The 23,891-nt window shown below is 38.2% G+C and carries 22 protein-coding genes; 1 reads left to right on the top strand and 21 read right to left on the bottom strand.

Annotation, left to right across the window (positions count from 1 at the left end):
- Window positions 1-7: 7 nt before the first annotated feature.
- The 18 genes from ACSYSF_RS00760 to ACSYSF_RS00675 form a co-directional block, all read right to left on the bottom strand.
- On the bottom strand, window positions 8-1,210 hold the full coding sequence (locus ACSYSF_RS00760; RefSeq protein WP_489867846.1) for an MDR family MFS transporter: 1,203 nt from the start codon (window positions 1,208-1,210) through the stop codon (window positions 8-10).
- An 82-nt stretch (window positions 1,211-1,292) separates the two neighbouring features.
- The gene (dnaB, locus tag ACSYSF_RS00755) at window positions 1,293-2,708 is read right to left on the bottom strand and encodes a replicative DNA helicase (RefSeq protein WP_489867845.1); all 1,416 of its coding nucleotides are present in this window, start codon (window positions 2,706-2,708) and stop codon (window positions 1,293-1,295) included.
- A 127-nt stretch (window positions 2,709-2,835) separates the two neighbouring features.
- Window positions 2,836-3,288, bottom strand: a complete 453-nt coding sequence (gene rplI, locus ACSYSF_RS00750; RefSeq protein ID WP_489867844.1) for a 50S ribosomal protein L9 — start codon at window positions 3,286-3,288, stop codon at window positions 2,836-2,838.
- A gap of 29 nt (window positions 3,289-3,317) precedes the next feature.
- Window positions 3,318-5,258 carry a DHH family phosphoesterase gene (locus ACSYSF_RS00745; protein ID WP_489868274.1) on the bottom strand — a complete coding sequence of 647 codons (1,941 nt, stop codon included), beginning with the start codon at window positions 5,256-5,258 and terminating at the stop codon, window positions 3,318-3,320.
- Window positions 5,259-5,433: 175 nt separating this feature from the next.
- Entirely contained in the window at window positions 5,434-6,387 is a 954-nt protein-coding gene (locus tag ACSYSF_RS00740) for an ABC transporter ATP-binding protein (protein ID WP_489867843.1), read from the bottom strand.
- The gene (locus tag ACSYSF_RS00735; RefSeq protein WP_489867842.1) at window positions 6,387-7,490 is read right to left on the bottom strand and encodes an ABC transporter ATP-binding protein; all 1,104 of its coding nucleotides are present in this window, start codon (window positions 7,488-7,490) and stop codon (window positions 6,387-6,389) included. The genes ACSYSF_RS00740 and ACSYSF_RS00735 overlap by 1 nt, the downstream gene beginning before the upstream one ends.
- A gap of 17 nt (window positions 7,491-7,507) precedes the next feature.
- On the bottom strand, window positions 7,508-8,539 hold the full coding sequence (locus ACSYSF_RS00730) for an ABC transporter permease (RefSeq protein ID WP_489867841.1): 1,032 nt from the start codon (window positions 8,537-8,539) through the stop codon (window positions 7,508-7,510).
- A 13-nt stretch (window positions 8,540-8,552) separates the two neighbouring features.
- Window positions 8,553-9,473, bottom strand: coding sequence for an ABC transporter permease (locus ACSYSF_RS00725; protein ID WP_489867840.1), 921 nt, complete (start codon window positions 9,471-9,473; stop codon window positions 8,553-8,555).
- Window positions 9,474-9,805: 332 nt separating this feature from the next.
- Window positions 9,806-11,422, bottom strand: coding sequence for a peptide ABC transporter substrate-binding protein (locus ACSYSF_RS00720; protein WP_489867839.1), 1,617 nt, complete (start codon window positions 11,420-11,422; stop codon window positions 9,806-9,808).
- A 407-nt stretch (window positions 11,423-11,829) separates the two neighbouring features.
- Window positions 11,830-12,486, bottom strand: a complete 657-nt coding sequence (locus ACSYSF_RS00715; RefSeq protein WP_489867838.1) for an amino acid ABC transporter permease — start codon at window positions 12,484-12,486, stop codon at window positions 11,830-11,832.
- Window positions 12,483-13,136: an amino acid ABC transporter permease gene (locus ACSYSF_RS00710; protein WP_489867837.1), complete on the bottom strand. Its 654-nt coding sequence runs from the start codon at window positions 13,134-13,136 to the stop codon at window positions 12,483-12,485. The genes ACSYSF_RS00715 and ACSYSF_RS00710 overlap by 4 nt, the downstream gene beginning before the upstream one ends.
- The gene (locus tag ACSYSF_RS00705; RefSeq protein ID WP_489867836.1) at window positions 13,133-13,984 is read right to left on the bottom strand and encodes a glutamate ABC transporter substrate-binding protein; all 852 of its coding nucleotides are present in this window, start codon (window positions 13,982-13,984) and stop codon (window positions 13,133-13,135) included. Before ACSYSF_RS00705 ends, ACSYSF_RS00710 begins: the two co-directional genes overlap by 4 nt.
- A gap of 11 nt (window positions 13,985-13,995) precedes the next feature.
- Window positions 13,996-14,730 carry an amino acid ABC transporter ATP-binding protein gene (locus ACSYSF_RS00700; RefSeq protein WP_489867835.1) on the bottom strand — a complete coding sequence of 245 codons (735 nt, stop codon included), beginning with the start codon at window positions 14,728-14,730 and terminating at the stop codon, window positions 13,996-13,998.
- A 176-nt stretch (window positions 14,731-14,906) separates the two neighbouring features.
- Entirely contained in the window at window positions 14,907-15,701 is a 795-nt protein-coding gene (locus ACSYSF_RS00695; protein ID WP_489867834.1) for a DUF6681 family protein, read from the bottom strand.
- Complete coding sequence (locus ACSYSF_RS00690) at window positions 15,701-16,207, bottom strand: hypothetical protein (protein WP_489867833.1); 507 nt, start codon at window positions 16,205-16,207, stop codon at window positions 15,701-15,703. The genes ACSYSF_RS00695 and ACSYSF_RS00690 overlap by 1 nt, the downstream gene beginning before the upstream one ends.
- 6 nt (window positions 16,208-16,213) lie before the next feature.
- Window positions 16,214-16,789: an AAA family ATPase gene (locus ACSYSF_RS00685; RefSeq protein ID WP_489867832.1), complete on the bottom strand. Its 576-nt coding sequence runs from the start codon at window positions 16,787-16,789 to the stop codon at window positions 16,214-16,216.
- A 284-nt stretch (window positions 16,790-17,073) separates the two neighbouring features.
- Entirely contained in the window at window positions 17,074-18,489 is a 1,416-nt protein-coding gene (pepV, locus tag ACSYSF_RS00680; protein ID WP_489867831.1) for a dipeptidase PepV, read from the bottom strand.
- A 77-nt stretch (window positions 18,490-18,566) separates the two neighbouring features.
- A complete protein-coding gene (locus ACSYSF_RS00675) occupies window positions 18,567-19,415 on the bottom strand; it encodes an NAD(P)H-hydrate dehydratase (protein WP_489867830.1) in 849 nt (282 codons plus the stop codon).
- Window positions 19,416-19,588: 173 nt separating this feature from the next.
- On the opposite strand from ACSYSF_RS00675, the gene ACSYSF_RS00670 reads away from it, so the two are divergent.
- Entirely contained in the window at window positions 19,589-20,644 is a 1,056-nt protein-coding gene (locus ACSYSF_RS00670; protein WP_489867829.1) for a Gfo/Idh/MocA family oxidoreductase, read from the top strand.
- A 575-nt stretch (window positions 20,645-21,219) separates the two neighbouring features.
- Here ACSYSF_RS00670 and ACSYSF_RS00665 read toward each other — a convergent pair.
- The 3 genes from ACSYSF_RS00665 to trpS all read right to left on the bottom strand — a co-directional run bounded on the left by ACSYSF_RS00665 (window position 21,220) and on the right by trpS (window position 23,828).
- Complete coding sequence (locus ACSYSF_RS00665; RefSeq protein ID WP_489867828.1) at window positions 21,220-21,774, bottom strand: DNA-3-methyladenine glycosylase I; 555 nt, start codon at window positions 21,772-21,774, stop codon at window positions 21,220-21,222.
- A gap of 74 nt (window positions 21,775-21,848) precedes the next feature.
- The gene (locus ACSYSF_RS00660) at window positions 21,849-22,778 is read right to left on the bottom strand and encodes a Ppx/GppA phosphatase family protein (protein ID WP_489867827.1); all 930 of its coding nucleotides are present in this window, start codon (window positions 22,776-22,778) and stop codon (window positions 21,849-21,851) included.
- Window positions 22,779-22,808: 30 nt separating this feature from the next.
- Window positions 22,809-23,828, bottom strand: a complete 1,020-nt coding sequence (gene trpS, locus ACSYSF_RS00655; RefSeq protein WP_489867826.1) for a tryptophan--tRNA ligase — start codon at window positions 23,826-23,828, stop codon at window positions 22,809-22,811.
- Window positions 23,829-23,891: the final 63 nt, after the last annotated feature.

Raw genomic sequence — 23,891 nt, 5'->3', positions numbered from 1 at the left:
TAATACTTTAGCTTTCTTCATACTGAACTGTACGACGATAACCAACAATTATACTAAATAACAACCCAATAAAAGCCACAAAAGTTAAAGCGGCTGCCGAATAAAATAATGTACTATAACCTTGTTGTTGAATAATAAACCCACCAACTAGTGGCCCAATTGCTCGTCCAACTGAAGGCGCAGCTGCCGACAAGCCTTGATAGCGCCCTTTTAATGCAACTGGAGTCAATTCATTAACCAAGGCTGGAATCATTGGGAATGCCGTTGCTTCCCCAATTGTGGTAATAATCATTGCTAACGCAAAACCACCAAAGTGATGACTAAATGGCAAAATCAAAAATGATAGGCCAAACATGACAATTCCCAAGAATATTTGAATGAACATCGACTTGTGATTGGCTGACAAATTCAATGCATTCATACCTAATTGGATAACGGCAATTAAAATACCATTGATTGTCCACAACATCGAATACTGCCACAATGGGAGTTTTAGAACACTGTTCATGTAAACCGACAAATTACCTTGCCATTGCGCATATGAAATCCATAAGACAACTAGACCTAATACACTAGCATAGACTAACAATAAATTCCATTTGGGCAAATTGAATTTGACGACTTGCTTACCAGTTATCCGGTTCTCTAACGTAAAGTTAAACTTGACGTGCACAATCACGAATAAAATAACATATAAAATTAATGCTAAAGCAAACAGCCAAGTAATACCAAACGGATAAATCGGTCCAACTAAGGCTGTTGAGAAAACCATCCCGAAATTACTCGTAAAGTACAACATATTAAACACGAAACGGCCATCATGTGAACGAACTTGGGTGCCATATGAATTAATAGCGGCTGTTATCCAACCACCAAAGAAACCAACCAAAGTCAAAATAACTGCATAAATTGGCCAACCATGCCAAATAATAAAGGCAATCTGCAAAATAATCATTGAAATAACGCCAATTTGAATCAACATAAATGGTTTAAACCGATCAAATAATCGACCACTGACTAATGAACCAATTGCTTGCCCAATTGCATTGGCCATCATAACCCAACCAATTGTTACCAATGTTTGATATAGCTCATTGTATAAATAAACTGATGTTAACGGCCAAATAAATCCAAACGCAAAACTATTAATAAAACTTGCTATCAACAACCACCGCAAAGACATGCCCGATGTGCCACTTTGTTGCATCATAAACCCTTTTCTCTCCTATTCACACAAAATAGAGCGAGGTCAATGATAAATACCATTAACCTCGACTCTTCATGATAACTATTTAATTAAACCCACCAGGCTCTTCATTATGATAATCAATATTTGAAAACTTATTATACGATTTCACAAATAGTAGCCGGGCTGTTCCACGCGCACCGGAACGATTCTTCTCCAGGATAACTTCAATTTCACCAATATCTTGCTGTTCTTCGTCACGTGGGTCGTTCTGATTATCAGTATCATCATTTGATTTATCATAATAATCATCACGATACAAGAAGGCAACGATATCCGCATCCTGCTCAATTGATCCAGATTCACGAATATCAGACAACATCGGCCGCTTATCCTGACGTTGCTCAACACTACGTGACAACTGTGATAGCGCGATAATTGGCACATCCATTTCCATTGCCATCATTTTAATCGCACGTGAAATTGCAGAAACCTCTTGTTGACGTCCATCAGTACGAGTTCCTTCAATCAATTGCAAGTAATCAATAATTACTAAGCCCAACTGACCTTCACGCTTGTATAACCGACGTAATTTTGAACGAATATCCGTGACTTTAATTCCTGGTGTATCATCAATATAAATATTAGTCCGTGCTAACGAATCAGTCGCTACTACCAAAGAATCCCATTCTTCAGATTCTAATTGACCCGTTCGCATATGTTGCGAATTAATATTACCCTCAGCCGCCAACATACGATTAACTAAAGCCGTATCTGGCATTTCAAGTGAGAAAATAACGACTGGCAAAGTTGGGTCAGCCACCGCAACTTTTTGCGCAATGTTCAAAACAAAGGCCGTTTTACCAACAGCCGGACGAGCCGCAATAATAATCATTTCACCATCATGAAAACCAGTTGTTAAATTATCTAACGCTGGATATCCTGAAGCTAATCCGGTAACAGTATCTTCCGTACGCGAATTTTCTTCGATTTCTTCAAATGACTTATTAACAACATCAGCAATGTTTTTAAAATCGGCACTTTTTTCACCGCTATTAATTAGATCCAGTTTAGTTGATAAATCAGCCACCGCATCATCAATTGAATCACTGCCTTCATAAGTTTGCGTCAAACTATTCTGCAAGGTATCAATCATATTACGTCTAACTGCACGTTCACGTACAATTCGTGCATAATACATCGCATTCCCTGCCACAGGCACACTTGATGCTAATTCGGTTAGGTAGGCCATGCCACCCACATTTTCAACCTGATTATCTTTATCTAATTCATCAGTAATCGTTAAAATATCGATTGCACGTTGTGATTCATCCAATGCCAAAATGGCTGAATAAATTAAACGATGTGCCGTACGATAAAAATCATCTGGTTGTAAAATCGTCATTAAATCAGCCAGTAAATCTTGTGGATCCGTTGCTAACAAAATCGAACCTAAAACGGCTTGTTCTGCTTCAACGTCTTGCGGTACCTGCAAGGGTAAGCCATCATTTTGATCAGCCATGCGAACATAACCTCCTCTCCGTTATTTATAAATCTATTTTTTATTGTACCAAATAACTAGCCTTTTTGGTCTTAAAAGTAAAAATAGGTCTACTTTTATAAGCAGACCTATTATCTGATACTTTCAATTATTGTTCATCTATGTGAACGCGAATAGTTGCTTCAACATCATGATGAAGCTTTACTTTCACATTGCTATAACCTAAGGCACGAATTGGCTCTTTCATGTCCATCTTACGCTTATCAATCTTGATGCCAAATTGATCTTGTAAACCAGCGACAACTTGCTTTGATGAAATAGCACCAAATAGACGACCATCTTTACCTGACTTGGCTTTTAATTCAACAACTGTGTTATCATCTTCCAACTTATTTTTTAAATCAACAGCTGCTTCCTTGGCTTCCTTAGCTTCACGATCAGCGGCTTTCTTTTGACCACGCATAGCTGAAACATTTGCATTTGAAGCAGGTTTAGCTTTTTTATTCTTAATTAGAAAGTTATTGGCGTAACCATCTGGTACGTCTTTCACTTCACCTTTTTTACCGCGACCTTTAACATCTTCTAAGAAAATAACTTTCATTAATCTATACCTTCTTTTTAATAGTTCTTTTAATCACTGTCTTTATTAAGTTCAGCTAACAACATTTCATATACATCATCGGTCGTTGTATCTTTAATTTGTGTAGCTGCATTACTTAGGTGTCCACCACCACCCATGGCTTCCATCACTAACTGAACACTTTCAGTACCTGTTGAACGTGCCGAAACAGCAACTGTGTTACTATCGCGACGACTAATGACATAAGATGATTGAATACCAATCATTTGCAACAATGAATCAGCTGCCTGTGCGGCAACCACTGAATCATATTGCACATCATCTTCACCAACAACAATAGCCACCGTATCATGAATTTGCGCACATTCAATAAGATGTGCCCGATGACGATATGAATCAACGGATTCTTTCATAAAGTCTTGTAGTAATGATCCGTCAGCACCAACTGCACGCAAATAACTAGCTGCATCAAAAGTTCGGGTTCCAGAACGTAATGTAAACGACTTGGTATCAATTTGAATACCGGCCAACATGGCAGTCGCTTCAATACGGCGCAAACCTTGTGCTCGGCGTGGTTGATACTCAAACAACTCAGCAACTAGCTCTGAAGTTGATGAAGCATATGATTCGACGTAAACCAATTGTGGTTCTTCAGGGAATTCTTCACCACGACGATGATGATCAATAATTACTAATTGTTCCTTCATTGCCTCAAAAACATCAGCTGATTCTGATAATGAAGGCTTTGAATGATCAACCATGACCAATAAACTCTGGTCAGTCATTTGATTCAAAACATCATCTGGCGCCAAAATTGCATCTTCATCACCGGTGTCCTCTGACAATTGATCTAACAACAAGCGAATATCAGAATGCTCTTGCCCAGTTTCTTCATAGACAACCCAAGCTGGTTTACCTAGCATCTCGGCTAATCTGCGCACACCAAGAGCACCACCAAATGAATCCATATCTGGACGCTTGTGTCCCATCACAAATACTTGATCCGCTGAATCAAACAAATCAGCTAATGCTTGTGAAATAACACGGGCACGCACACGCGTACGTTTAGCCATCGGATTAGTATTACCACCATAGAAGCGAGCAGTACCTGTTGATGACTTAACAACAACTTGGTCACCACCACGTCCTAGTGCCAAGTCCAAATTAGATTGGGCGTTTTCTGCTAAGACATCGATAGCCATTTCATTATAAGCAATTCCAATACTTAACGTGATTTGTGTATTTTGAAGTGACGTCGTTTCACGAATTTCTTTCAATAAATTAAACTTATCATTTTCCGCCTTCGTCAACGATTCACGATACCCAACTAATAAATAGCGATCAACAGATAAACGTCGTGCATAAATGCCATGATCAGTCATCCAATCTGACAAAGTCTTTGTTACATAAGTCCTTAATGTTGAAGCTTCTGAATCACTCATACCTTCAGTGACTTCATCATAGTTATCCAAAGAAACGATTCCCAGGAATAACTTATGATTCTCATAATCTTCAGTAACTTGAGCTGATGCGGTCATATCCATTAAATACATCGCATTCAATTCCGGTTGCACTTGAATTTGGAAAACACAATCCAGCCAATGGCATTCCGTAATCCGTTCTTCTGGATTTGACCATACTGAAACACATTCAGCTAATTTCTCAGAAACATCTTGTAAATTCTGACCTACAATGGTGTCTTCACCTAATAATTGTTGTAAATAAGGATTAACCCATTCAATGGTACCTTCATCGGTATACAACATAACACCTAGTGGCATTTGAATGATTGATTCCTGCTCACCACGATTAATACGGTAAGATAGATTTTCAATATAATGTGTTGTTTGTTCACTTAAATTTTGTAATGCTTTAAAAAATACAATTAATGCTATAACGACTACTACTAGCCAAATTATGCCCACAATCCAATTTACTAGCCAAGCTAGAACTGCCCCCACGATTGCAATGGCTAACATCAAAGTCGCCATTCCACCAAGGCGTTGGTTTTTAAAGAATGTCGGTAATTTTCTCACCCGTTTCACCTAGCCTATTCTTTTGTTTGTATCGTTTTATTATAACATAAAGGCTATTTCAATAAAATGAACACAAAAAAGGCGAAGCCGTTCAACTAGAACCAACTTCGCCTTTTATCTTTTATTCAGTTTAATCAATCAAACCAAATTCACGAGCACGCTCTTGGTACTGTGCAATTTCATCTTCTGCTGCCCAAACAAAATGTCCTGGCGCAATTTCAGTCATTTCTCGATCACGGCCATCTAATTCATCTGTTGGATCATAAACAATTGGCTCACGCTGCTCTTCAGCAGTTGGATCGGGCACTGGAATCGAACTTAGCAATGAACGAGTATAATCATGTAATGGATGATTATAAACTTCATCAGCTGTGCCAATTTCGACCATCTTTCCCCAATGCATAACACCAATACGATCAGAAATATACTTAACCATTGATAAGTCGTGCGCAATAAACAAGTATGTCAAACCTTGTTCTTTTTGCAAGTCCTTCAACAAGTTAACAACTTGCGCTTGAATCGAAACGTCCAGCGCTGAAATCGGCTCATCAGCAACTATAAACTTAGGACGTACTGCTAAAGCACGTGCAATTCCAATACGTTGACGTTGACCACCAGAAAATTCGTGTGGGTAACGACTAGAATGATCACGATTTAGTCCAACCGTCTCAAGCAAATCTTCAACTTGCTTTGAACGATCAGCATCGTTTTTAGCCAAATGATTAACATCAATTCCTTCAGCAACAATATCCTTAACCTTCATACGCAAATCAAGTGATGCTTGTGGGTCTTGGAAAATCATTTGTGCTGCTTGATGGAACTTACTTAGTTCACCATGTTTCTTAATATTAGATAATTCCTTACCCTCAAAGAAAATCTTTCCAGCTGTTGGTTTGTACAACTTCATAATGGCACGGCCGATTGTCGTTTTACCAGAACCAGACTCACCAACTAACCCAAATGTTTCACCTTCATAAATATCAAAGGAAGCATTTTGAACAGCCTTAGTTTCGTTAGACTTTCCAGCATTAAATGTGATATCTAATCCTTGAATTTGTACTAATTTTTTACGTTCATCAGCCATTATTTGCCACCTCCATTACCAAGGACAGCTGAATTTTCAACAGCAACAGCTTTTGAACGATCAGCTTCGGGATGTTCAGCTTGGAAACGAGCCCAACGCTTTTGAACTTCCAAAGGAGGTTCAACTTCAGGTGCACGCTCATCCAACAACCAAGTTGCTGCATAATGCGTGTCTGACAACTTAAAGAATGGTGGCTTAACCTTCTCATCAGCCGCAACGGCATAACGATTACGGGCAGCAAAGGCATCTCCCTTTGGTGGATTCAACAAATCTGGCGGTGTACCAGGAATTGCTTCCAACTTACCACGTTCAGTCTTAGTCGTTGGCATTGAATTTAACAAGCCCCATGTATATGGATGTTGTGGGAAGTTAAATACTTCATCAACCTTACCAATTTCAATAATTTCACCAGCATACATAACGGCAACACGATCAGCCATTCCAGCAACAACACCCAAATCGTGGGTGATGAAAATAATTGATGTTTCTGATTGTTCTTGAATGCTTCTCATCAAATCTAGAATTTGTGATTGAATCGTCACATCCAAAGCTGTTGTCGGCTCGTCAGCGATTAGAATCTCAGGATTATCAATTAAGGCAATCGCGATAACAATACGTTGACGCATACCACCTGAAAACTGGTGTGGGTAGTCGTTAATATGTGCCTTAGCATTTGGAATACCGACTAACTTCATCATTTCCAAAGCCTTTTCCAAGGCTTTTTTCTTAGGCATATGTTGATGCTTAATAAGTGGTTCAGCAATTTGCTTACCAATTTTCATCGTTGGGTCCAAAGAAGTCATTGGGTCTTGGAAAATCATCGCGATTTCTGAACCACGAAGTTTTTGCATTTTATCCTCTGACCGACCAATAATTTCTTCACCCTTAAAGGTAATTGAACCTTTTTCAATACGAGCATTCTTAGCCAATAATCCCATCAATGAACGGGTTGTTACTGACTTACCTGATCCAGACTCACCAACAATCGCCAATGTTTCACCTTTGTACAAATCAAATGAAACATCGCGGATGGCCTGAACACTTCCATTATAAGTATTGAAATTAATTTTAAGGTCATCAACCTCAAGAATTTTTTCTGCCATATCTTCACTCTCTTCCATTAATCCTTTGTACGTGGATCAAACGCATCACGTAATCCATCACCTAACAAGTTAAACGCAATCATAATAATACCCAAAATTACAGCTGGAATAACCAATTGATATGGATAGAATTGCATTGCTTTTTGTCCATCATTTAATAGTGTTCCCAATGAAGCCATTGGTACTGGTATTCCTAATCCAATAAATGAAAGCAATGCCTCGAAGAAGATTGCTGATGGAATTGTGAACATCAATTGCACGATAATTGTTGAACTTATATTTGGTACCAAATGACGTAATCCAATACGCCACGTTGAAGAACCCAAAGTACGAGCAGCTAAAATATAATCCTGCTCTTTAGCTGTTAGCACTTGCGCTCGAACCAGCCGGGCCATGGACGTCCATGACGTTAGCGCGATACCTAATGAAATAGACAACATACCTGGTTTCATAACCAGAATCAAAAGCACGAAGACAACCAAATTTGGAATTGAAGAAACAATTTCAATGATACGCTGCATCACAATATCGGTTTTACCCCCGCGCCAACCGGATATGATTCCATACGCGACTCCAATTATCAAATCCATAATCGTGGCTATTAGCGCAACTTCTAGAGAAATACGTGTTCCATACAAGACACGCTTGAAAATATCACGACCGAATTGATCAGTTCCAAACCAATAGTTTTTCTTATCAGAAACGCCAGCTGACTCATATTGGTCAACCTTAGTACCATCAATTTTAGCTTCACCGGTAAAACCAGGAATATCACCTAAAACGCCAGGTAGACGAGCTGGTAGATTTTGAATGGTAACATCTTGTTTTGATGTTGCCTTTGAATTTGCTACTGGTGATGAAGCAAAAGCTACCACAAACACAGCAACCAAAATCCAAAGCGAAATGAATGCTCCTTTATTTTTCTTTAAACGACGCCAAGCATCTTTCAAAAAGCTAACTGATGGCTTTAAAATCTTTTCATTATCAGTATGACGATCAGCGGGAAGCAATTTAAAATCATCTGCTGTTAAAGTTACTTTTTCAGACATGAGCGACTCCTTCCTATTCTGCCAATCGGATACGTGGATCAATGACACCGTAAAGGATATCAGTAATCAACAAAACAACCATCAACATCATTGAATAAACAATCGTTGTTCCCATGATAATCTGGTAATCATTCGTCAAAATTGAATCAACGAATTGACTTCCAATTCCAGGGATTGAGAAGATGTTCTCAACAACAATTGATCCAGTTAACAAATTAACTGCCATTGGACCAACCAACGTTACCAACGGAATCAATGAATTACGTAGTGCGTGCTTCCAAATAATTTCACCTCGTGAAAGACCTTTAGCACGTGCAAGTTCGATATAATCGGACCCCAGAACATCAACCATTTCAGTACGAATGAAACGAGCTGACGTTGCTAGCGGACTCATTCCCAACGCAATCGTTGGAAGAATCGTAGCTGCGAATCCTTTCCAGCCGGCAATTGGCAACCAACCTAGTTTCAAACCAATCCAGTATTGTAGCAATGCGGCGAAAACGAATGATGGGATTGAAATTCCCAAAACAGCCAAAATTGATAGGAATGTATCAGTCTTTGTGTTACGACGAACAGCAGCGGCTGCTCCAAGTCCAGTACCTGCAACTAGTCCGAAGACCAATGCTTGCAAACCAAGTTGTGCAGATGGACCAAGACGTTGACCAACTAATGTTGAAACTTGTTGGTTAGCGAATTGGAATGAAACTCCAAAGTTAAAGTGTAATGCGTCCCATAGATATGTCACGTATTGCACAACCAATGGCTTATCCAATCCATATTGTGATTCAATCATCTTTTGTTGACTAGCAGATAGTCGTTCTGCGTTAGCCAACGGTGATCCTGGCATCAGCTTCATCAAGAAGAACGTTGCTGAAATAATCAAGATCAAAGTTAGCACAATGATAGCTAACCGTTTAATTATATATTTGAACATGGCTATGCCTTTCCCTATTTTTTACTTCTACTCATAATATGCTAGAAAGTCATTCTGAAAATAACCATACTCTCATATCTCATAGCTATTAATTAGATGTTTTTAATTTTACCAGACGTTTCCTATTTATAAAAGAGTTTGTGATATTTTTTCACATAATTATTTAATTTTTATATTAATTAACTTTATATACATAGCTAAAATCTAGCATTTATCTAATCGATATTATTTTGTTCACGACTTATTTTAGTGATTAAAAAAGAGAGTAGCAGGACAAATACTTATTCGTCGCTCCTCCCTCTTCTAATCAGTTATTTAATCTATTTATTAAATTACTTCTTGTAAGCCCACTTCCAATCGAATGGTGCTCCAGTAGTATTTGATACAACATCCTTAACTGACTTGTTCAACAATGATGGCTTTGCTTGGTAGTACTCAGGTGCAATAGCGGCATCTTCTTGAAGAATCTTTTCAGCCTTTAAGTAGTCATCATAACGCTTATTTTCGTCGTTAACATCAGTCGTCTTAGCGGCCTTCATCAACTTATCGTACTCAGCATTCTTCCAGCTACCATTGTTAAATGATGAATCAGACGTGTACAAATCTAAGAATGTTGATGGATCAGCGTAGTCACCACCCCAGATTGTGTTAACCATGTCAAACTTCTTGTCATCTGACAATGAGATACGTTGCTTAAATGATACAGTCTTGATTGTAACTTTCAAACCAGGCAACTTCTCCATTTGTGATTGAATGAATTGTGCTGAACGCTTTGCACCGTCAGTATCATCAGTTAGGTATTGTAGGTTAACCTTCTTCTTACCTGACTCCTTCAATCCTTGCTTCCATAGCTTCTTAGCTTCCTTCAAGTTGTAACCAGTAGCATCCTTGTCGGCAGCAACCTTAGCAAAGTCCTTACCTGAGTTAGGATCCTTAGCTAACTTAGCAGCTGTGAATGAGTAAGCTGGCTTACCACCACCACCAAGAATCTTTGATGACATTGTCTCACGGTCAATTGACTTTGATAGGGCCATACGAATGTTCTTGTTATCCAATGGCTTCTTGTTTTCATTAAATTCTAGGAAGGCTGTTGAAGCTTGTGAAATAATCGTGAAGTCCTTCTTGTTCTTTGAAGCCTTGTATTGATCAGGTGACAAAGTTGTGTAATCAACCTTCTTTGACTTGTACAAGTTGTAACCAGTGTTTTGGTCCTTGATTGTTTGGATAGTTACCTTTGGTGTTTTAACTGTCTTAGCATCCCAGTAATCATCGTTCTTTACCAAAGAAATCTTGTTGTTTGAACCAGTCCAACCCTTCATAACGAAAGGTCCGTTAGAAATTGTGTACTTTGCAGCAGTACCATATTTCTTACCAACCTTATCCACAAACTTCTTGTTTTGTGGCTCAAAAGTTGCCATAGTCATAACTGACTCTAATTGTGGCATTGGACGATCAAGTGTAACTTGAAGTGTCTTATCGTCAAGAGCCTTTACTCCTAAATCAGAAACTGGCTTGTCACCCTTTTGGATATCATCAGCGTTCTTAATTCCTGAGAACAAGTATGCATATTGTGATGCTGTCTTAGGGTCATTAGTACGTTGCCAACCATATACATAATCGTCAGCTGTAACAGGGTCACCATTAGACCACTTAGCATCACGCAAATGATAAGTTAATGTCAATCCATCATCAGACTTATCAACTGATGTTGCACCAGCCAACTTTGGTGTTCCTGACTTGTCAGTACGGTACAAACCTTCACCAATTGATTGTAGATAAGTAAAGTCAATCGCTGCAGTTGTCTTTGATGGATCCATTGTTCCAACGTTGGCACCTTCAGTCCAGTTAATTGTCTTATACTTTGCAGCACTTGCAGTAACCGGTACAACAGCTGATCCTAAAATCACTGCTCCAGACAACAAAGCACTTACCTTTAATGTCTTATTCATAATCTTTCCCCGTTCCTTATAATCACTTTCATAATATGTGATAACTTTTTCATAATGATATAATAAACCCGTGAGGTAGTCAACAATTTATTTAAGGTTATTTTTAATTAACAAAAGCTGAATTGTTGATAAACCAGCGTTTTAACTGTTATTAAAGCCTTTTACTAATATAATTTTTTCTAATTTTATACTCATTTGCAAATATTGTTTTACTCATCAAAAAAAGACTGGAAATTAATTTCCAGTCTTTTTGACGACTCATTATTTATTTTTTTGTAAGCGTAAACGCGTTCACAAAGACTGGATTCTCAATATAACTCTGTTTGTCACTCCACGGTCTAAAGACCGCAAAGCAGCAAAGCATCGTTACACACCGAATTCAAACCGCTTTTGTTCTCGCTCTGTTATTACGCAGCCATACGGCGATCCAACATATCTCCAATCTTTGAGATAATGAAATTCAAAATAAAGTAAATAACCGCTAATGCAAAGAACATTGAAATAATTGCATCAGGCTTTTGTGCGTAAACAATTTGGGCACGATAAGTTACTTCTGGCAACATGATAATCGTTGCTAGTGACGTATCCTTAATCAATGACACGAATTGTGACACAATCGGTGGAATCATTTTCTTGTAAGCTTGTGGCAAAATAATGTGCCATAATGCTTGCTTAAAACTCAAACCATTTGATAAAGCACCTTCTAACTGACCCTTTGGCACAGCCATAATACCTGAACGAATAATTTCGGCCAACATAGCTGATTCAAAGATTGTCATGGCGAAAATTGTTGACGTCACAACACCAAAGTGAATACCAACCTTTGGTAGCGCAAAATATGTAAAGAAGATGATCAACAACAATGGCAAATTACGAATCAAATCAATAATAAAACCAACAATTTGTGAAAGATATGGAATTTTGACATATCTAATTACACCCAAAATTGAGCCAATAATAAAACTTAGGATAACTGACACCACAGCTACTTCAACCGTGACTCCTAATCCTGACATTAGGAAACGCATGTTAACCCACGAAAAGGCTGAAAAGAAATCACTCATGCTTGGCCTCCATTCTTCTCAAGGCGTGTTTCCAAATAACGCATATAGTAGCTTAGTGGCATTGTCAAAATAAGATAGAAAATACCAACAATGATAAATGGTCCGAAGGTATCGAACGTAGCTTGTGAAATTTGGTTAGCTTGATACATCAAATCTAATCCAGCAACGAATGCTAAAACAGATGAGTTTTTAATCAAATTAATAAATTGGTTACCTAGTGGTGGAATAACTAGCTTGAAAGCTTGTGGCAAAACGATATAACGCATACCTTGCCACCATGATAATCCGTTTGACATAGCCCCTTCTAATTGACCTTTTGGCACAGCATTAATTCCAGCACGTACCGTTTCAGCAATGAATGCTGATGTATAAAGTGTCAATCCAAAGGTTCCAGCGGCAAAACCACTAATTTTAATGACATTAGCAATTACAACATAGAAGAACATTGTAATAACTAGCAATGGAATGTTACGTACAATTTCAATATAAATACGTCCAATAACGTTAGCTGTCTTACTTGGTACAACTTCCAAAAGCGCAAATGCTGTTCCTAGAATAGTTGAACCAATTAACGCTAACACGGATGACAAGATTGTCCATCCAAAACCGGTTAAGAATTCACCGGCATGTTCTTGAAATAATGTTATCATTCTCCAGCCAACTCCTTCCAATCCATGCCCTTAACGTTACCAAACCACTTCTTGGCCATCTTCTCATAAGTACCATCAGTCTTAATTTCATCGACAGCCTTATTAACAGCCTTTACTAGCTTAGGATTTTTCTTTTGCATCGCAACACCATATGGTTCCTTCGTAAAAGTACCCCCACGTACCTCTAATGTTTTAGAACCAGCAGCCATACCATACAAAATACCATTATCAGTTGTTAGTGCGTCACCTTGACCAGCTTTCAAAGCAGTCAAAGCAGTCGCATAATCTTGCAAACCAACAACCTTGGCTTTTGGTGCAAATTCTTTAATTTCGTCAATTGACGTTGACCCTTGCACTGCTAGCACACGTGCTTTTGGTGTATTCAAGTCTTTAACGTTATGATACTTACTTGTTTTTTTAACCAAGATTGATTGACCAGCATTAAAATATGGTTTTGAAAAATCAACCACTTTTTGACGATCAGGCGTTATAGACATCGTGGCAATAATGGCATCGATGTTACCATTGATCAACATTGGCACACGTGTACCAGATGTAATTTGGGTATAAACAACCTTTGCATCAGGATTAACACGCTTCGTAATTTCCTTAGCCATGTCAACGTCAAAGCCTTCAAGTTTACCACTTTTAATATTCATTAATCCCATCAACTTGGTGTCGCCCTTTACACCCCAGTTCATGCGATCGGTTTTCATAATACGATTGTAGGTTTCGTTTTTGGCATTATCTGCAGCATGCACATCATTAACTGAAGTCATCCCAGTAAAGAGCGCAAATGCTGAAGCAGCCAAAACTGACTTTACAACAACTTGAAATTTACTTTTCATGTTGTTCCTCCTTAGCGAATAATTTGCGATAGGAATTCCTGTGCACGAGGTTCTTTTGGTTGCGCGAAGAATTGTTCAGTTGGAGAATCTTCCAAAATTTGCCCTTGATCCATGAAAATAACACGATCAGCAACTTGCTTAGCAAAGCCCATTTCGTGAGTAACAACCAAAGTAGTCATTGATGAATCGTTAACAATATCCTTGATGATCTTCAAAACACCGTTAACCATTTCAGGGTCAAGTGCTGATGTTGGCTCATCAAATAACAATGCCTTAGGCTTCATAGCTAATGAACGTGCAATCGCAATACGTTGTTGTTGTCCACCAGACAAAGCTGATGGTACTTTTTCAGCTTGATCAACCAAGCCAACACGATCTAACAATTCCATTGCCGTCTTTTTATTTTCAGCTTCATCACGGTGTAATACCAAACGTGGTGCAAGCATTATGTTTTCCAAAACAGTCTTGTTTGCGTATAAATTAAAGTGTTGGAAAACCATACCAACATTTTTACGCGTACGATTCATATCAGTTTTAGGATTAGCTAAATCCTGGCCATTAACAATTAACTGCCCACTTTGAACCGGTTCTAGACCATTGATCGTTCTAATTAAAGTTGATTTACCTGAACCAGAAGGTCCAATTAAAACAACCGTTTCCCCAGCCTCTACCTCTAAATTAATGTCCGTCAAAGCATGGAAATCACCATAAAATTTATTGACATCTTTGAACTCGATCATCGACATAACGGTTCCTCCTTATAGATAATCTCCCTAATAGACTATCTTAATGTATATAAAATGACCCGCCGCGAGTTTTTCGTGACGGGTCGCTAAACTAATAATAATCTGAAAATATCTAAAATGTCAAACATCTTGTTAAGTTTATTGACATTGCAAAGACTAAGTTATTATATAATTTATTATTTTTTTGTATATGCAAGTTCGACAGACAAGAAATATGGTTCTTCAATTGGTGTCAAAGACTGTCGGCCTCGAGATTTACCAGGACCACCTGAAATCACAACCGAAGCAATATATAAATTGTATGATTCTAATGCCATTTCTACAGGTTGCAATCCAATGGTTTCGATACGTGCTAATCGAGCTGCTAACATTTCATTAACACCACCATAAATAGCTAAACCACCACGCTCTTCCTCTAAACGGAAATATGGTAACGGCGTACCTGGATGATTAGCAAAAATATGATCCTGACCTGTTGCTAGAAAAGCCATTTGGTCCTTTTCTGATAAACCCCCATAATTGTCTGATACCATTTTACTTTCACGCAACTGGTCAACAACTTTATCTAGTTCAGCTTGCATATCACCATCTGATACAGCTGTTGCTGGCAAAACTTGATTTTTATCGTATAGTCCATTTGCTGGTACATAAGGCATAGCTGGATTACTTGTTGTTTCGCCTTCTTTAGCACCACCCAACATTTTTTCAATGACAGGTGAAACATCCCATTTAACAGTTTTCTGTGTATAGTAGTAAATAAAGTTTAAAACAACACAATATAAAATAAATAGGAATGCTAATGATAAGCCAATGCCTCGTAAATAAGCACCATTTTGAATATGCCGGATAGCTAAATACAAAATATAAAAGTTTCCAACACCGGCAAGGATTGAGTAAACTTGGCCTTTCCAACGTGCATTAACGTTGAACATACCTAAATAATGATTAAGTAAATCTAATATTGATAACATTAATTAGTTGCTCCTCCCTGTGCTGCATTATTTGCATCACCGCCAGTTGCACCACCTGTCGTATTATTACCTGTGGCAGGTGCTGTATTATCTGCTGGTGTGTCTTGGTTTTGGTTATTATTTGTACCAGTTTGATCATCTGTGCTTGCAGAACTATTAGTGGCATCATCATCTGTTGAAGATTGTTGATTACCTGTTTGACTACTGCTAGTGTCGTTAGTTGATGAATTTGATGTTGCATCTGTATCATCCGAGACTGATTGCTTGCTATTTGAAACATCCTCGTCATCATCATCAACACTAGATGATTTGTTTGTCTTTGATGATTCATCATCATTTGAGGACTTTACCTCAGATACCGATGAACTTTTTGAGACTTTTGAAGATTTAGGCGCACCATTTGATGAATGCGTGGATACGTTAACAACTGCATTTCCAGCACTAATTGCTAAAATAATTGACACCAAGGCAACTGGCGTCATGAATGGTGGTGTACGATATGACATATAACGTTATTCCTCCTCCGGGTCCACAACCACGGCTTGTTTTACAATATTATCAATTGCGACTTTAGTACTTTGCCAATCATCATTTACCACAACATGTGCAATGTCTTGCAAAGATGCTGGTAACTGAATATCACGTTGATACTCCTCGCTTTCTATCCGTTGCCGCATTTCTTCTAAATTATCACCACGTCTAGACAAGCGACCAAGGATTTCATCGGTCTTCGTCACTGTCAAAAAAATAATGACGGCCGCATCCCCCAATTTTTGTGCATAAGTTTTAGCACCTGCGGTATCCAAAACAATTGTAATAAATGGGCTTTTATCCCAAGCGCGCTCAAGTCCTTCATATGATGATCCATATTGATAATTAGCATAGGCAACACTTTCCAAATAATGATTTTCTGAAAAACTATCATTTGATTCGAAATAATAATCAACTTGATCCATCTCGCCTTCGCGCGGTGGTCGCGTCGTGTGTGTAATCACCTGTGGCATTTCATAAAACTCATTTAAATAATTGGCAACTGTAGTTTTCCCTGTCCCAGTATTTCCAGTCAAAACGAAAATTTTTCGATCCATAACTCTTTCTACTCTCTTTATTCACTACTATTAGTATAATGCGTTATGCTTAAGATTCCCTAACATTTCGTTTCTATTTTCTATTAATTAAAAACTTCGCTACTCACATTAAAAGCATGTACAAATATGTGCATGCCTTTAATGTGAATATAGTTATATTTTAAATCTTTTTGGCTCCTACACACAATCAGTACACAACGTGTTACATAATTGTAACACAATTTTTGTGTAATCGAAAAAAAGAATGGCTGAATCAGCCATTCTTTTGCTTGTTTATTATATTATTAAACGTTTGCCAATTCGTACATTGCTTGACCAAAGATAGCCATTGCACGAGTCAAATCAGCAACTGGATAAAATTCATCAGCTTGATGCATTGTATCTGGTACACCTTCAAACATTGCACCAAAGGCAACACCACGCTTCAACAAACGACCAAATGTACCACCACCGATAACTTGTTCAGCAGCTGGCAAACCAGTTTGATCACGATAAACTTGCAACAAAGTTTGAACTAATGGATCTTCACCAGATACATAGTGAGGTACTTGTGCATGCCCTTCAGCCTTAGCAGTGGCATCAAAGCCTTCTGGCAATGAAGCAGCTACGTGGCCTTCAATTTCTTCAGCTGACGTATTTTGTGGGTAACGGAAGTTTGTGTTAACAAAGCCATCTTCACCATCAGCAAAACGTTGAATACCAACATTCATTGACAAATCATGCATCAAATCATCATGTGTCTTAGCACCAATCTTCGCTGCAACGGTATCATCATGTAATTGTGTACCTAAGAAGGTTAGGAAACCTTTAGCGTTACCACCAAAGTCTTGGTCTTGTAAAAAGTTAGCCAAGTAAGTTCCAGCATTCTCACCAGTTTCTGGTTGGGCACCGTGTACTTGCTTACCATAGAATGTAATGGTTACTTGATCACCATCAATATCAGCTTCACCCTTAACACGAGGCTCAGCTTCTAAGTAATCACTCATTGCTGCAGTTAAAGCAGCAACATCAGCTGTTTCAACAACGGCCTTTGCAACACCAGGCACCATGTTTGGACGCTCACCTGCTGTAAATGAAACCAACTTCAATGAACCACCTTGCGTGCCAGCAAAGCGCGTTACGATTGAAACGTTTCCTTTTTCACCATTAATAATTGGGAATTCAGCATCAGGTGAGAATCCCATTGTTGGCTCACCATAGTCAGCAAAGAATTCATCCATTCCAGTCCAATCAGACTCTTCATCAATTCCGACAACCAAAACCAACTTACGGTTTAGCTTTAGTTTCAAATCTTTAATCATCTTTAAGGCATAGTATGCAGTAAAAGTTGGTCCCTTGTCATCTGAAGAACCACGAGCATACAAACGTCCATCTTCGATAACTGGTGTCCAAGGATCCTTTGTCCAGCCATCTCCTTCAGGCATAACATCCAAATGGCCAATAATTGCAACGGTTTCGTCTGCGTCCTCAGGACCTAATTCTGCATAAGCAACCAAGTTTTTATAGTTACCAACACGGAAACCATCACGCTTTGCAAATTCCTCAAACTTCAACAAAGCTTCCTTAGGTCCAGGACCCAAAGGTGCATCAGTTGTTGCTGCTTCATCATCACGAACAGACTTAATTGCTAACATTTCTTTCAAATCTGCTAGTAAATCATCTTCATATTTCAAGGCTTCAGCATGCCATTGTTTTACCATCTGTAAATTCCTCCAAGGCTCATATTTGTTTTCAATTATACACTTCTTTATCGTTATTAAACACCTTAGTGTATGTGCTATAAATTAGATTGAATACGCGACATATAGTTTGGTAACGCATCTGCTATAAATGAAGGTTTCACTACATAACTGTGCGTTGCCATCTCTTGCGCAATGATTGAATGCGCATAAACAGCTGCTTCAACAGCTTTTAGATGATTACTCTTAAATTGACCCACAAAGCCACCGATGATACCGGCTAATACATCACCCATACCACCAGTTGCTTGATAGGCACCACCAATCATAATTTGACGTAATTCATTGGCTGCATAAATCAACGTATGATGTTGCTTTAAAACCAACACATCCAAATTTAAAATTTGACGCTGCACTTCATTTAGTTCATGTTCGCGTTGATAATTTAATTGCACACCACTTAAGCGTGCCCACTCCATTTGATGTGGTGTCGCAACGGTAAACGGCTTACTAGGAAATGGCAAATGATTCTCAGCCATAACCGTTAATGCAGAGCCATCGACTACCAAGATATGTTTCTCTGTAACAGCTTTAAAAACTAAGTTCACTAAATGTAAAGCATGTTGATCATTGCCTAAGCCAGGGCCGATGACAATAACATCATTTTTTTCAATATTGGCTAATAATTGTTCATCATCTTGCCAATCCAAAAACATTGCTTCAGGTGATCGTGAATGCAAAGCTGTCAAGTTAACTTTATCAGTCGCAACAGTTGTCAGACCAGCACCGGCACCAATACTGGCTTGCCCAGCCATTAGGATGGCACCACCATATTGCATGCTGCCCCCAATTAACAAGACACGACCATAATCCCCCTTATGGCTATCATCAGGACGCCTTACAATAACTTCATGTAAAATATCTGACTTTAATTCATTAATATCCATGATAACTCTCCGTTTGTGTAGTATATCAATTATACCGCGTCCAGATATGTGGTATAAAATTCACTAATATTCTTACTTCATACTACTATTCTATCATCTATTGCACAAATACATGAATTAAGTGAAAATGATAATAACGTCTACAATTTAATGACAATTACTTGGAGGATTTTATGCTTAATATTGCTTATGTTGGTTTTGGTAAAAGTACCAATCGTTATCATATTCCTTATGTGCAACAACGACCAAATAAATTCCATATCAGTCGGGTTGTTGCCCCACATATCAACAAACGTCCTAGCGAGCGAGCTGCTTTAGAAGCAAACGGAACCATTTTTTCAACAGATATTCAAGATATCATTGCTGACACAAACCTTGACTTAGTTGTCGTCGTAACCCCTGCACCTACTCATTTTGCCGTTACCAAGCAATTATTAAGTGCCGGTAAAAATGTCTTGATTGATAAACCGGTTGTGGCAACAGTCGCAGAAGTTCACGAATTAATTGACTTAGCCAAACAAAAACAAGCTTTCTTCATGCCATTCCAGAATCGACGTTTTGATAGTGACTTCCTAACGCTGCAGCACGTTTTAAACAGTGGTTATGTGGGACGTCCAATTGAACTTGAACTACATATGGATCACTATCGGCCAAATGATGCTAAACAAACTGGCGGCACGATGGAAACAACCTGGTTTGATCATGGGGCACATTTAGTTGACCAAATGGTTTCACTATTTGGCCAACCACAAAAAGCTGTCTATGATTTACGCACGGTTCGAGATTTAAATGCTGACTTATCAGATCAATTTGAAGTTAACTTATTTTACGAAAACGCCTTTAAAGCAACGATTCAATCAAGTGAAACAACCGTTGTTCACTATCCAAAATGGGTATTACATGGTACCAAAGGATCATATATCAAGCACAATATTGATCAACAAGAATATGATCTAAAGACTGGCATTATGCCAGGCGATGTTGGCTTTGGTCTTGATGCGCCACAAGATTTTGGTAAAGTAACTTATTATAATCAAAATAATGATCGTCTAGAAAAATTTATTCCTACGATTGTTGGAGACTATGGTCGCGTTTACGATAGCATTTATGAAACACTCGTAAATCATCAAGAGAAACTTGTTTCTGATGAACAATTATTAACAACGATGCGGATTTTAGATGCTGGTACATCAACGTCTAACCCACATATCGTAAATTTTGATAAATAAAATCAATTGTTTTAGTTGTAACCGCTTACATTACGTGTTACTATAATGGTGTACCAAAAGGAAAGGTAGGTAGTGATTTGACAGATTATTCTAATCTAGCCACAAACATCACTTCATCTACTACAATCCATATGGGCGTGTCACAGTAATGAGGCAAGATAATTTTAGTATCAAATATTAACGGTAAACATTAAGTCATGAATTGACTATCTTGTTGTCATTAGCATCAGTTACTTCAACAACATACGATAACCCGTAACTGGGCGTAAGCATGTATCTTGATTGAAGGCTGCTCCCGACACGATTCGCTTTTTAAACGAATAAGATTGGATGCAGTAGTTGCGAGCAAGATGTAGTTGGTTTCGGTATTTCTAGCGACAGTCGTTTAAAACTGCAGATTAGACCTCTAGTTTATACCACAACAATTGAATATAGGGTCGCAAATTCAAGTGCGCCCCTTGTTAGGCAGGCTATCTTTAACCCCTAACAGAAGTTGTCGCGGGTCAACGAGCCGGCGGCTTTTTTGTGTTTATTCAGAGCTGATAAGCAACCGTTTTGGAGTCACAAATAAGGTGTTATCCATGTTTAAAACAACTGACTTCATGATCATTAACAATGCCTGCTGCTTGTAAAAATGAATATATTGTTACCGGACCAGTAAAAGTAAACCCTGCTACCTTCAAACTTTTACTAACAATTAAAGCTAAATAATCATACTTAGGAATATCTGTCGTCGATGAATAATTATGTGTGATGATATGATTACCAGTAAATGACCAGATGAATTCACTAAACTGTTCATTTGGAAACTTCTTTTGCAAAAGTTTTGCATTATTAATTGTTGCAACTATTTTCCTTTTATTACGAATAATACCGTTATCGTTCATAAGTTCGGTAATTTTAGCGTCATCATATAATGCAATTTTTTGAAAATCAAAATTATCAAAGGCTCTTTTAAAATTCTCGCGTTTATTTAACACAATCTGCCAACTCAAACCACTTTGAAATGCCTCTAACATCAATAATTCAAAAAGTTGTTGGCTGTCTTTAACCGGTACACCCCATTCATTATCATGGTAGTCTTGTAGCAATTCATTACCTGTTTGCGCCCAATCACATCGCTGTTTCATTTAAAATCCCCTCTACATATAATTTATATGGAAAGTCAAAAAAAGACCGAAGTTTCCTTCGATCCAATCATTTTTTAATTTTCCATCCGATATTCTTGTAACAAGCCTTCGCGAACACCTGAAGCTGAGAAAACAACCTTGCTAGCACCTGTATGCTTAATCAATACAATTAATGGTAATAATCCACTAATAATAATATCTGCTCGATTAGCTTCCAAATCTAACAATTCTTCACGTTCCGCCTTAGTCATTGTAATCAACTTATCATAAGTCTCCATGACTGCACTTGTTGTCATTTCATAACCATGAAAATCTGAATCAGCTGGTATACCATGCTTAGCACGATCAAGACGTGCTAATGAGCGGTTAGCACCACCCAACAAAATAACTGGCAACGTTACCGTATCGTCTAACCAAGGTAATTTACTATATTGCATTTCCACATACTTATATGCTTTCGCAATTGATTCTGGTGAAATGACACCATCAACATTTAACTTGAATTTCTCTGATAAATTAACCGCACCAAATGTCAAGCTCATCATATTGGTTGCCATACGATCTTCAATACCAACTAATTCAACACTGGCACCACCAGTATCTAATAACCAAGCATCTGAAATATCCAACGCTGAAGCAGCACCAAGATAATCATAATATGCTTCTTGGTCACCAGTTAAGACACGAATTTCTACACCAACTGCCCGAAAAACTTTATCTAAAAATTCGTCTTGATTGTCTGCCTCACGAACAGCTGCTGTTGCAATACCAACAACCGTAATATCCTCATACATCATATAGTCTTGTTGGAATTCCAACAAAGCGTTAACAACCCGCGTCATAGCCGCATCAGTTAGTTCACCATCGTTTTCGGCCATACCTTCAGCCAAACGCGTATCTAACTTACGACGACGTAATTCAACAAAATTCCCATCTGCTTGTAGTTCCTCAACTACCATCCGAGTTGAGTTTGAACCCAAATCGATGACTGCTAAATAACTCATTTAATACTCCTTAAAGGCACTAATTAATCATTAACCCCAATAATCAACACCCATAGCATGACGAACCTCAGCCATGGTTTGTTGTCCCAATACACGTGCCTTTTCAGAACCTTCTTTAACAATCTGCAAGACAGCATCGCGATCCTCTGCATATTGTGCACGACGATCACGAATTGGTGCTAATTCTTTATTTAATACTTCAAACAAATACTTTTTAATCTTCATGTCACCTAAACCACCAGCTTGATACTGTGCTTTAAGATCAGCGACATATGCTTTATCTTCATCAAAAATATCAAGGTATGTAAAGACCATGTTACCTTCAACGTGACCAGGGTCAGTTAATCGAACATGAGTTGGATCAGTATACATTGACTTAACTTTGGTCCACAAAGTGTCCTCATCATCACTCAAATAGATCGCATTATTCAAAGATTTTGACATCTTTGCATTACCATCTAATCCAGGAATACGACCCTGTCCTTCTGGTGGGAAAATTCCTTCTGGCTCAACCAAAATATCCGTATTGTAATAACGATTAAACGTACGTACCAACTCACGCGTTTGTTCAAGCATTGGCTTTTGATCATCCCCAACTGGCACAACTTGTCCCTTAAATAAAGCAATGTCAGCTGCTTGTGACACTGGGTAAATAAAGAAGCCAGTTGGAATACTTTCACCAAAGCCCTTTTGTTGAATCTCAGCTTTAACAGTTGGATTACGTTGTACACGCGCAACTGAAACTAAATTGAGGAAGTACTCTGTTAATTCAGATAATTCAGGTACTGCTGATTGCACAAAAATTGTTGTCTTTGCAGGATCAATGCCGACTGCCAAATAATCCAAAACTACTTCCAAAAGAGAGTTTTGTATTTTTTCAGGATTGCGCGCATTATCTGTAAAAGCTTGCTTATCAGCAACCATAATAAATGGATCATATAGACCAGAATTTTGCATTGCAACGCGGGTCTTTAAAGAACCGACGTAATGTCCAATGTGCAATTTACCAGTTGGACGATCACCGGTCAACAAAACTTTCTTTTCAGCCATAAATTTTCTTCTTTCCATTGCGGGAATCCCACAAATTTAAATTCGTCAAAACCAATTGTAAAA

Source organism: Weissella sp. ESL1139 (assembly GCF_058506735.1).
Note: the sequence above shows the minus strand (reverse complement) of the source record. Positions and strands in the feature narration are given on the sequence as shown.

What these genes read in the sequence shown, in the direction of transcription:
- ACSYSF_RS00760 (WP_489867846.1), bottom strand. Translation starts at nt 1,210, where the DNA reads ATGATGCAACAAAGTGGCACATCGGGCATGTCTTTGCGGTGGTTGTTG.
- dnaB (WP_489867845.1), bottom strand. Translation starts at nt 2,708, where the DNA reads ATGGCTGATCAAAATGATGGCTTACCCTTGCAGGTACCGCAAGACGTT.
- rplI (WP_489867844.1), bottom strand. Translation starts at nt 3,288, where the DNA reads ATGAAAGTTATTTTCTTAGAAGATGTTAAAGGTCGCGGTAAAAAAGGT.
- ACSYSF_RS00745 (WP_489868274.1), bottom strand. Translation starts at nt 5,258, where the DNA reads ATGGCGACTTTGATGTTAGCCATTGCAATCGTGGGGGCAGTTCTAGCT.
- ACSYSF_RS00740 (WP_489867843.1), bottom strand. Translation starts at nt 6,387, where the DNA reads ATGGCTGATGAACGTAAAAAATTAGTACAAATTCAAGGATTAGATATC.
- ACSYSF_RS00735 (WP_489867842.1), bottom strand. Translation starts at nt 7,490, where the DNA reads ATGGCAGAAAAAATTCTTGAGGTTGATGACCTTAAAATTAATTTCAAT.
- ACSYSF_RS00730 (WP_489867841.1), bottom strand. Translation starts at nt 8,539, where the DNA reads ATGTCTGAAAAAGTAACTTTAACAGCAGATGATTTTAAATTGCTTCCC.
- ACSYSF_RS00725 (WP_489867840.1), bottom strand. Translation starts at nt 9,473, where the DNA reads ATGTTCAAATATATAATTAAACGGTTAGCTATCATTGTGCTAACTTTG.
- ACSYSF_RS00720 (WP_489867839.1), bottom strand. Translation starts at nt 11,422, where the DNA reads ATGAATAAGACATTAAAGGTAAGTGCTTTGTTGTCTGGAGCAGTGATT.
- ACSYSF_RS00715 (WP_489867838.1), bottom strand. Translation starts at nt 12,486, where the DNA reads ATGAGTGATTTCTTTTCAGCCTTTTCGTGGGTTAACATGCGTTTCCTA.
- ACSYSF_RS00710 (WP_489867837.1), bottom strand. Translation starts at nt 13,136, where the DNA reads ATGATAACATTATTTCAAGAACATGCCGGTGAATTCTTAACCGGTTTT.
- ACSYSF_RS00705 (WP_489867836.1), bottom strand. Translation starts at nt 13,984, where the DNA reads ATGAAAAGTAAATTTCAAGTTGTTGTAAAGTCAGTTTTGGCTGCTTCA.
- ACSYSF_RS00700 (WP_489867835.1), bottom strand. Translation starts at nt 14,730, where the DNA reads ATGTCGATGATCGAGTTCAAAGATGTCAATAAATTTTATGGTGATTTC.
- ACSYSF_RS00695 (WP_489867834.1), bottom strand. Translation starts at nt 15,701, where the DNA reads ATGTTATCAATATTAGATTTACTTAATCATTATTTAGGTATGTTCAAC.
- ACSYSF_RS00690 (WP_489867833.1), bottom strand. Translation starts at nt 16,207, where the DNA reads ATGTCATATCGTACACCACCATTCATGACGCCAGTTGCCTTGGTGTCA.
- ACSYSF_RS00685 (WP_489867832.1), bottom strand. Translation starts at nt 16,789, where the DNA reads ATGGATCGAAAAATTTTCGTTTTGACTGGAAATACTGGGACAGGGAAA.
- pepV (WP_489867831.1), bottom strand. Translation starts at nt 18,489, where the DNA reads ATGGTAAAACAATGGCATGCTGAAGCCTTGAAATATGAAGATGATTTA.
- ACSYSF_RS00675 (WP_489867830.1), bottom strand. Translation starts at nt 19,415, where the DNA reads ATGGATATTAATGAATTAAAGTCAGATATTTTACATGAAGTTATTGTA.
- ACSYSF_RS00670 (WP_489867829.1), top strand. Translation starts at nt 19,589, where the DNA reads ATGCTTAATATTGCTTATGTTGGTTTTGGTAAAAGTACCAATCGTTAT.
- ACSYSF_RS00665 (WP_489867828.1), bottom strand. Translation starts at nt 21,774, where the DNA reads ATGAAACAGCGATGTGATTGGGCGCAAACAGGTAATGAATTGCTACAA.
- ACSYSF_RS00660 (WP_489867827.1), bottom strand. Translation starts at nt 22,778, where the DNA reads ATGAGTTATTTAGCAGTCATCGATTTGGGTTCAAACTCAACTCGGATG.
- trpS (WP_489867826.1), bottom strand. Translation starts at nt 23,828, where the DNA reads ATGGCTGAAAAGAAAGTTTTGTTGACCGGTGATCGTCCAACTGGTAAA.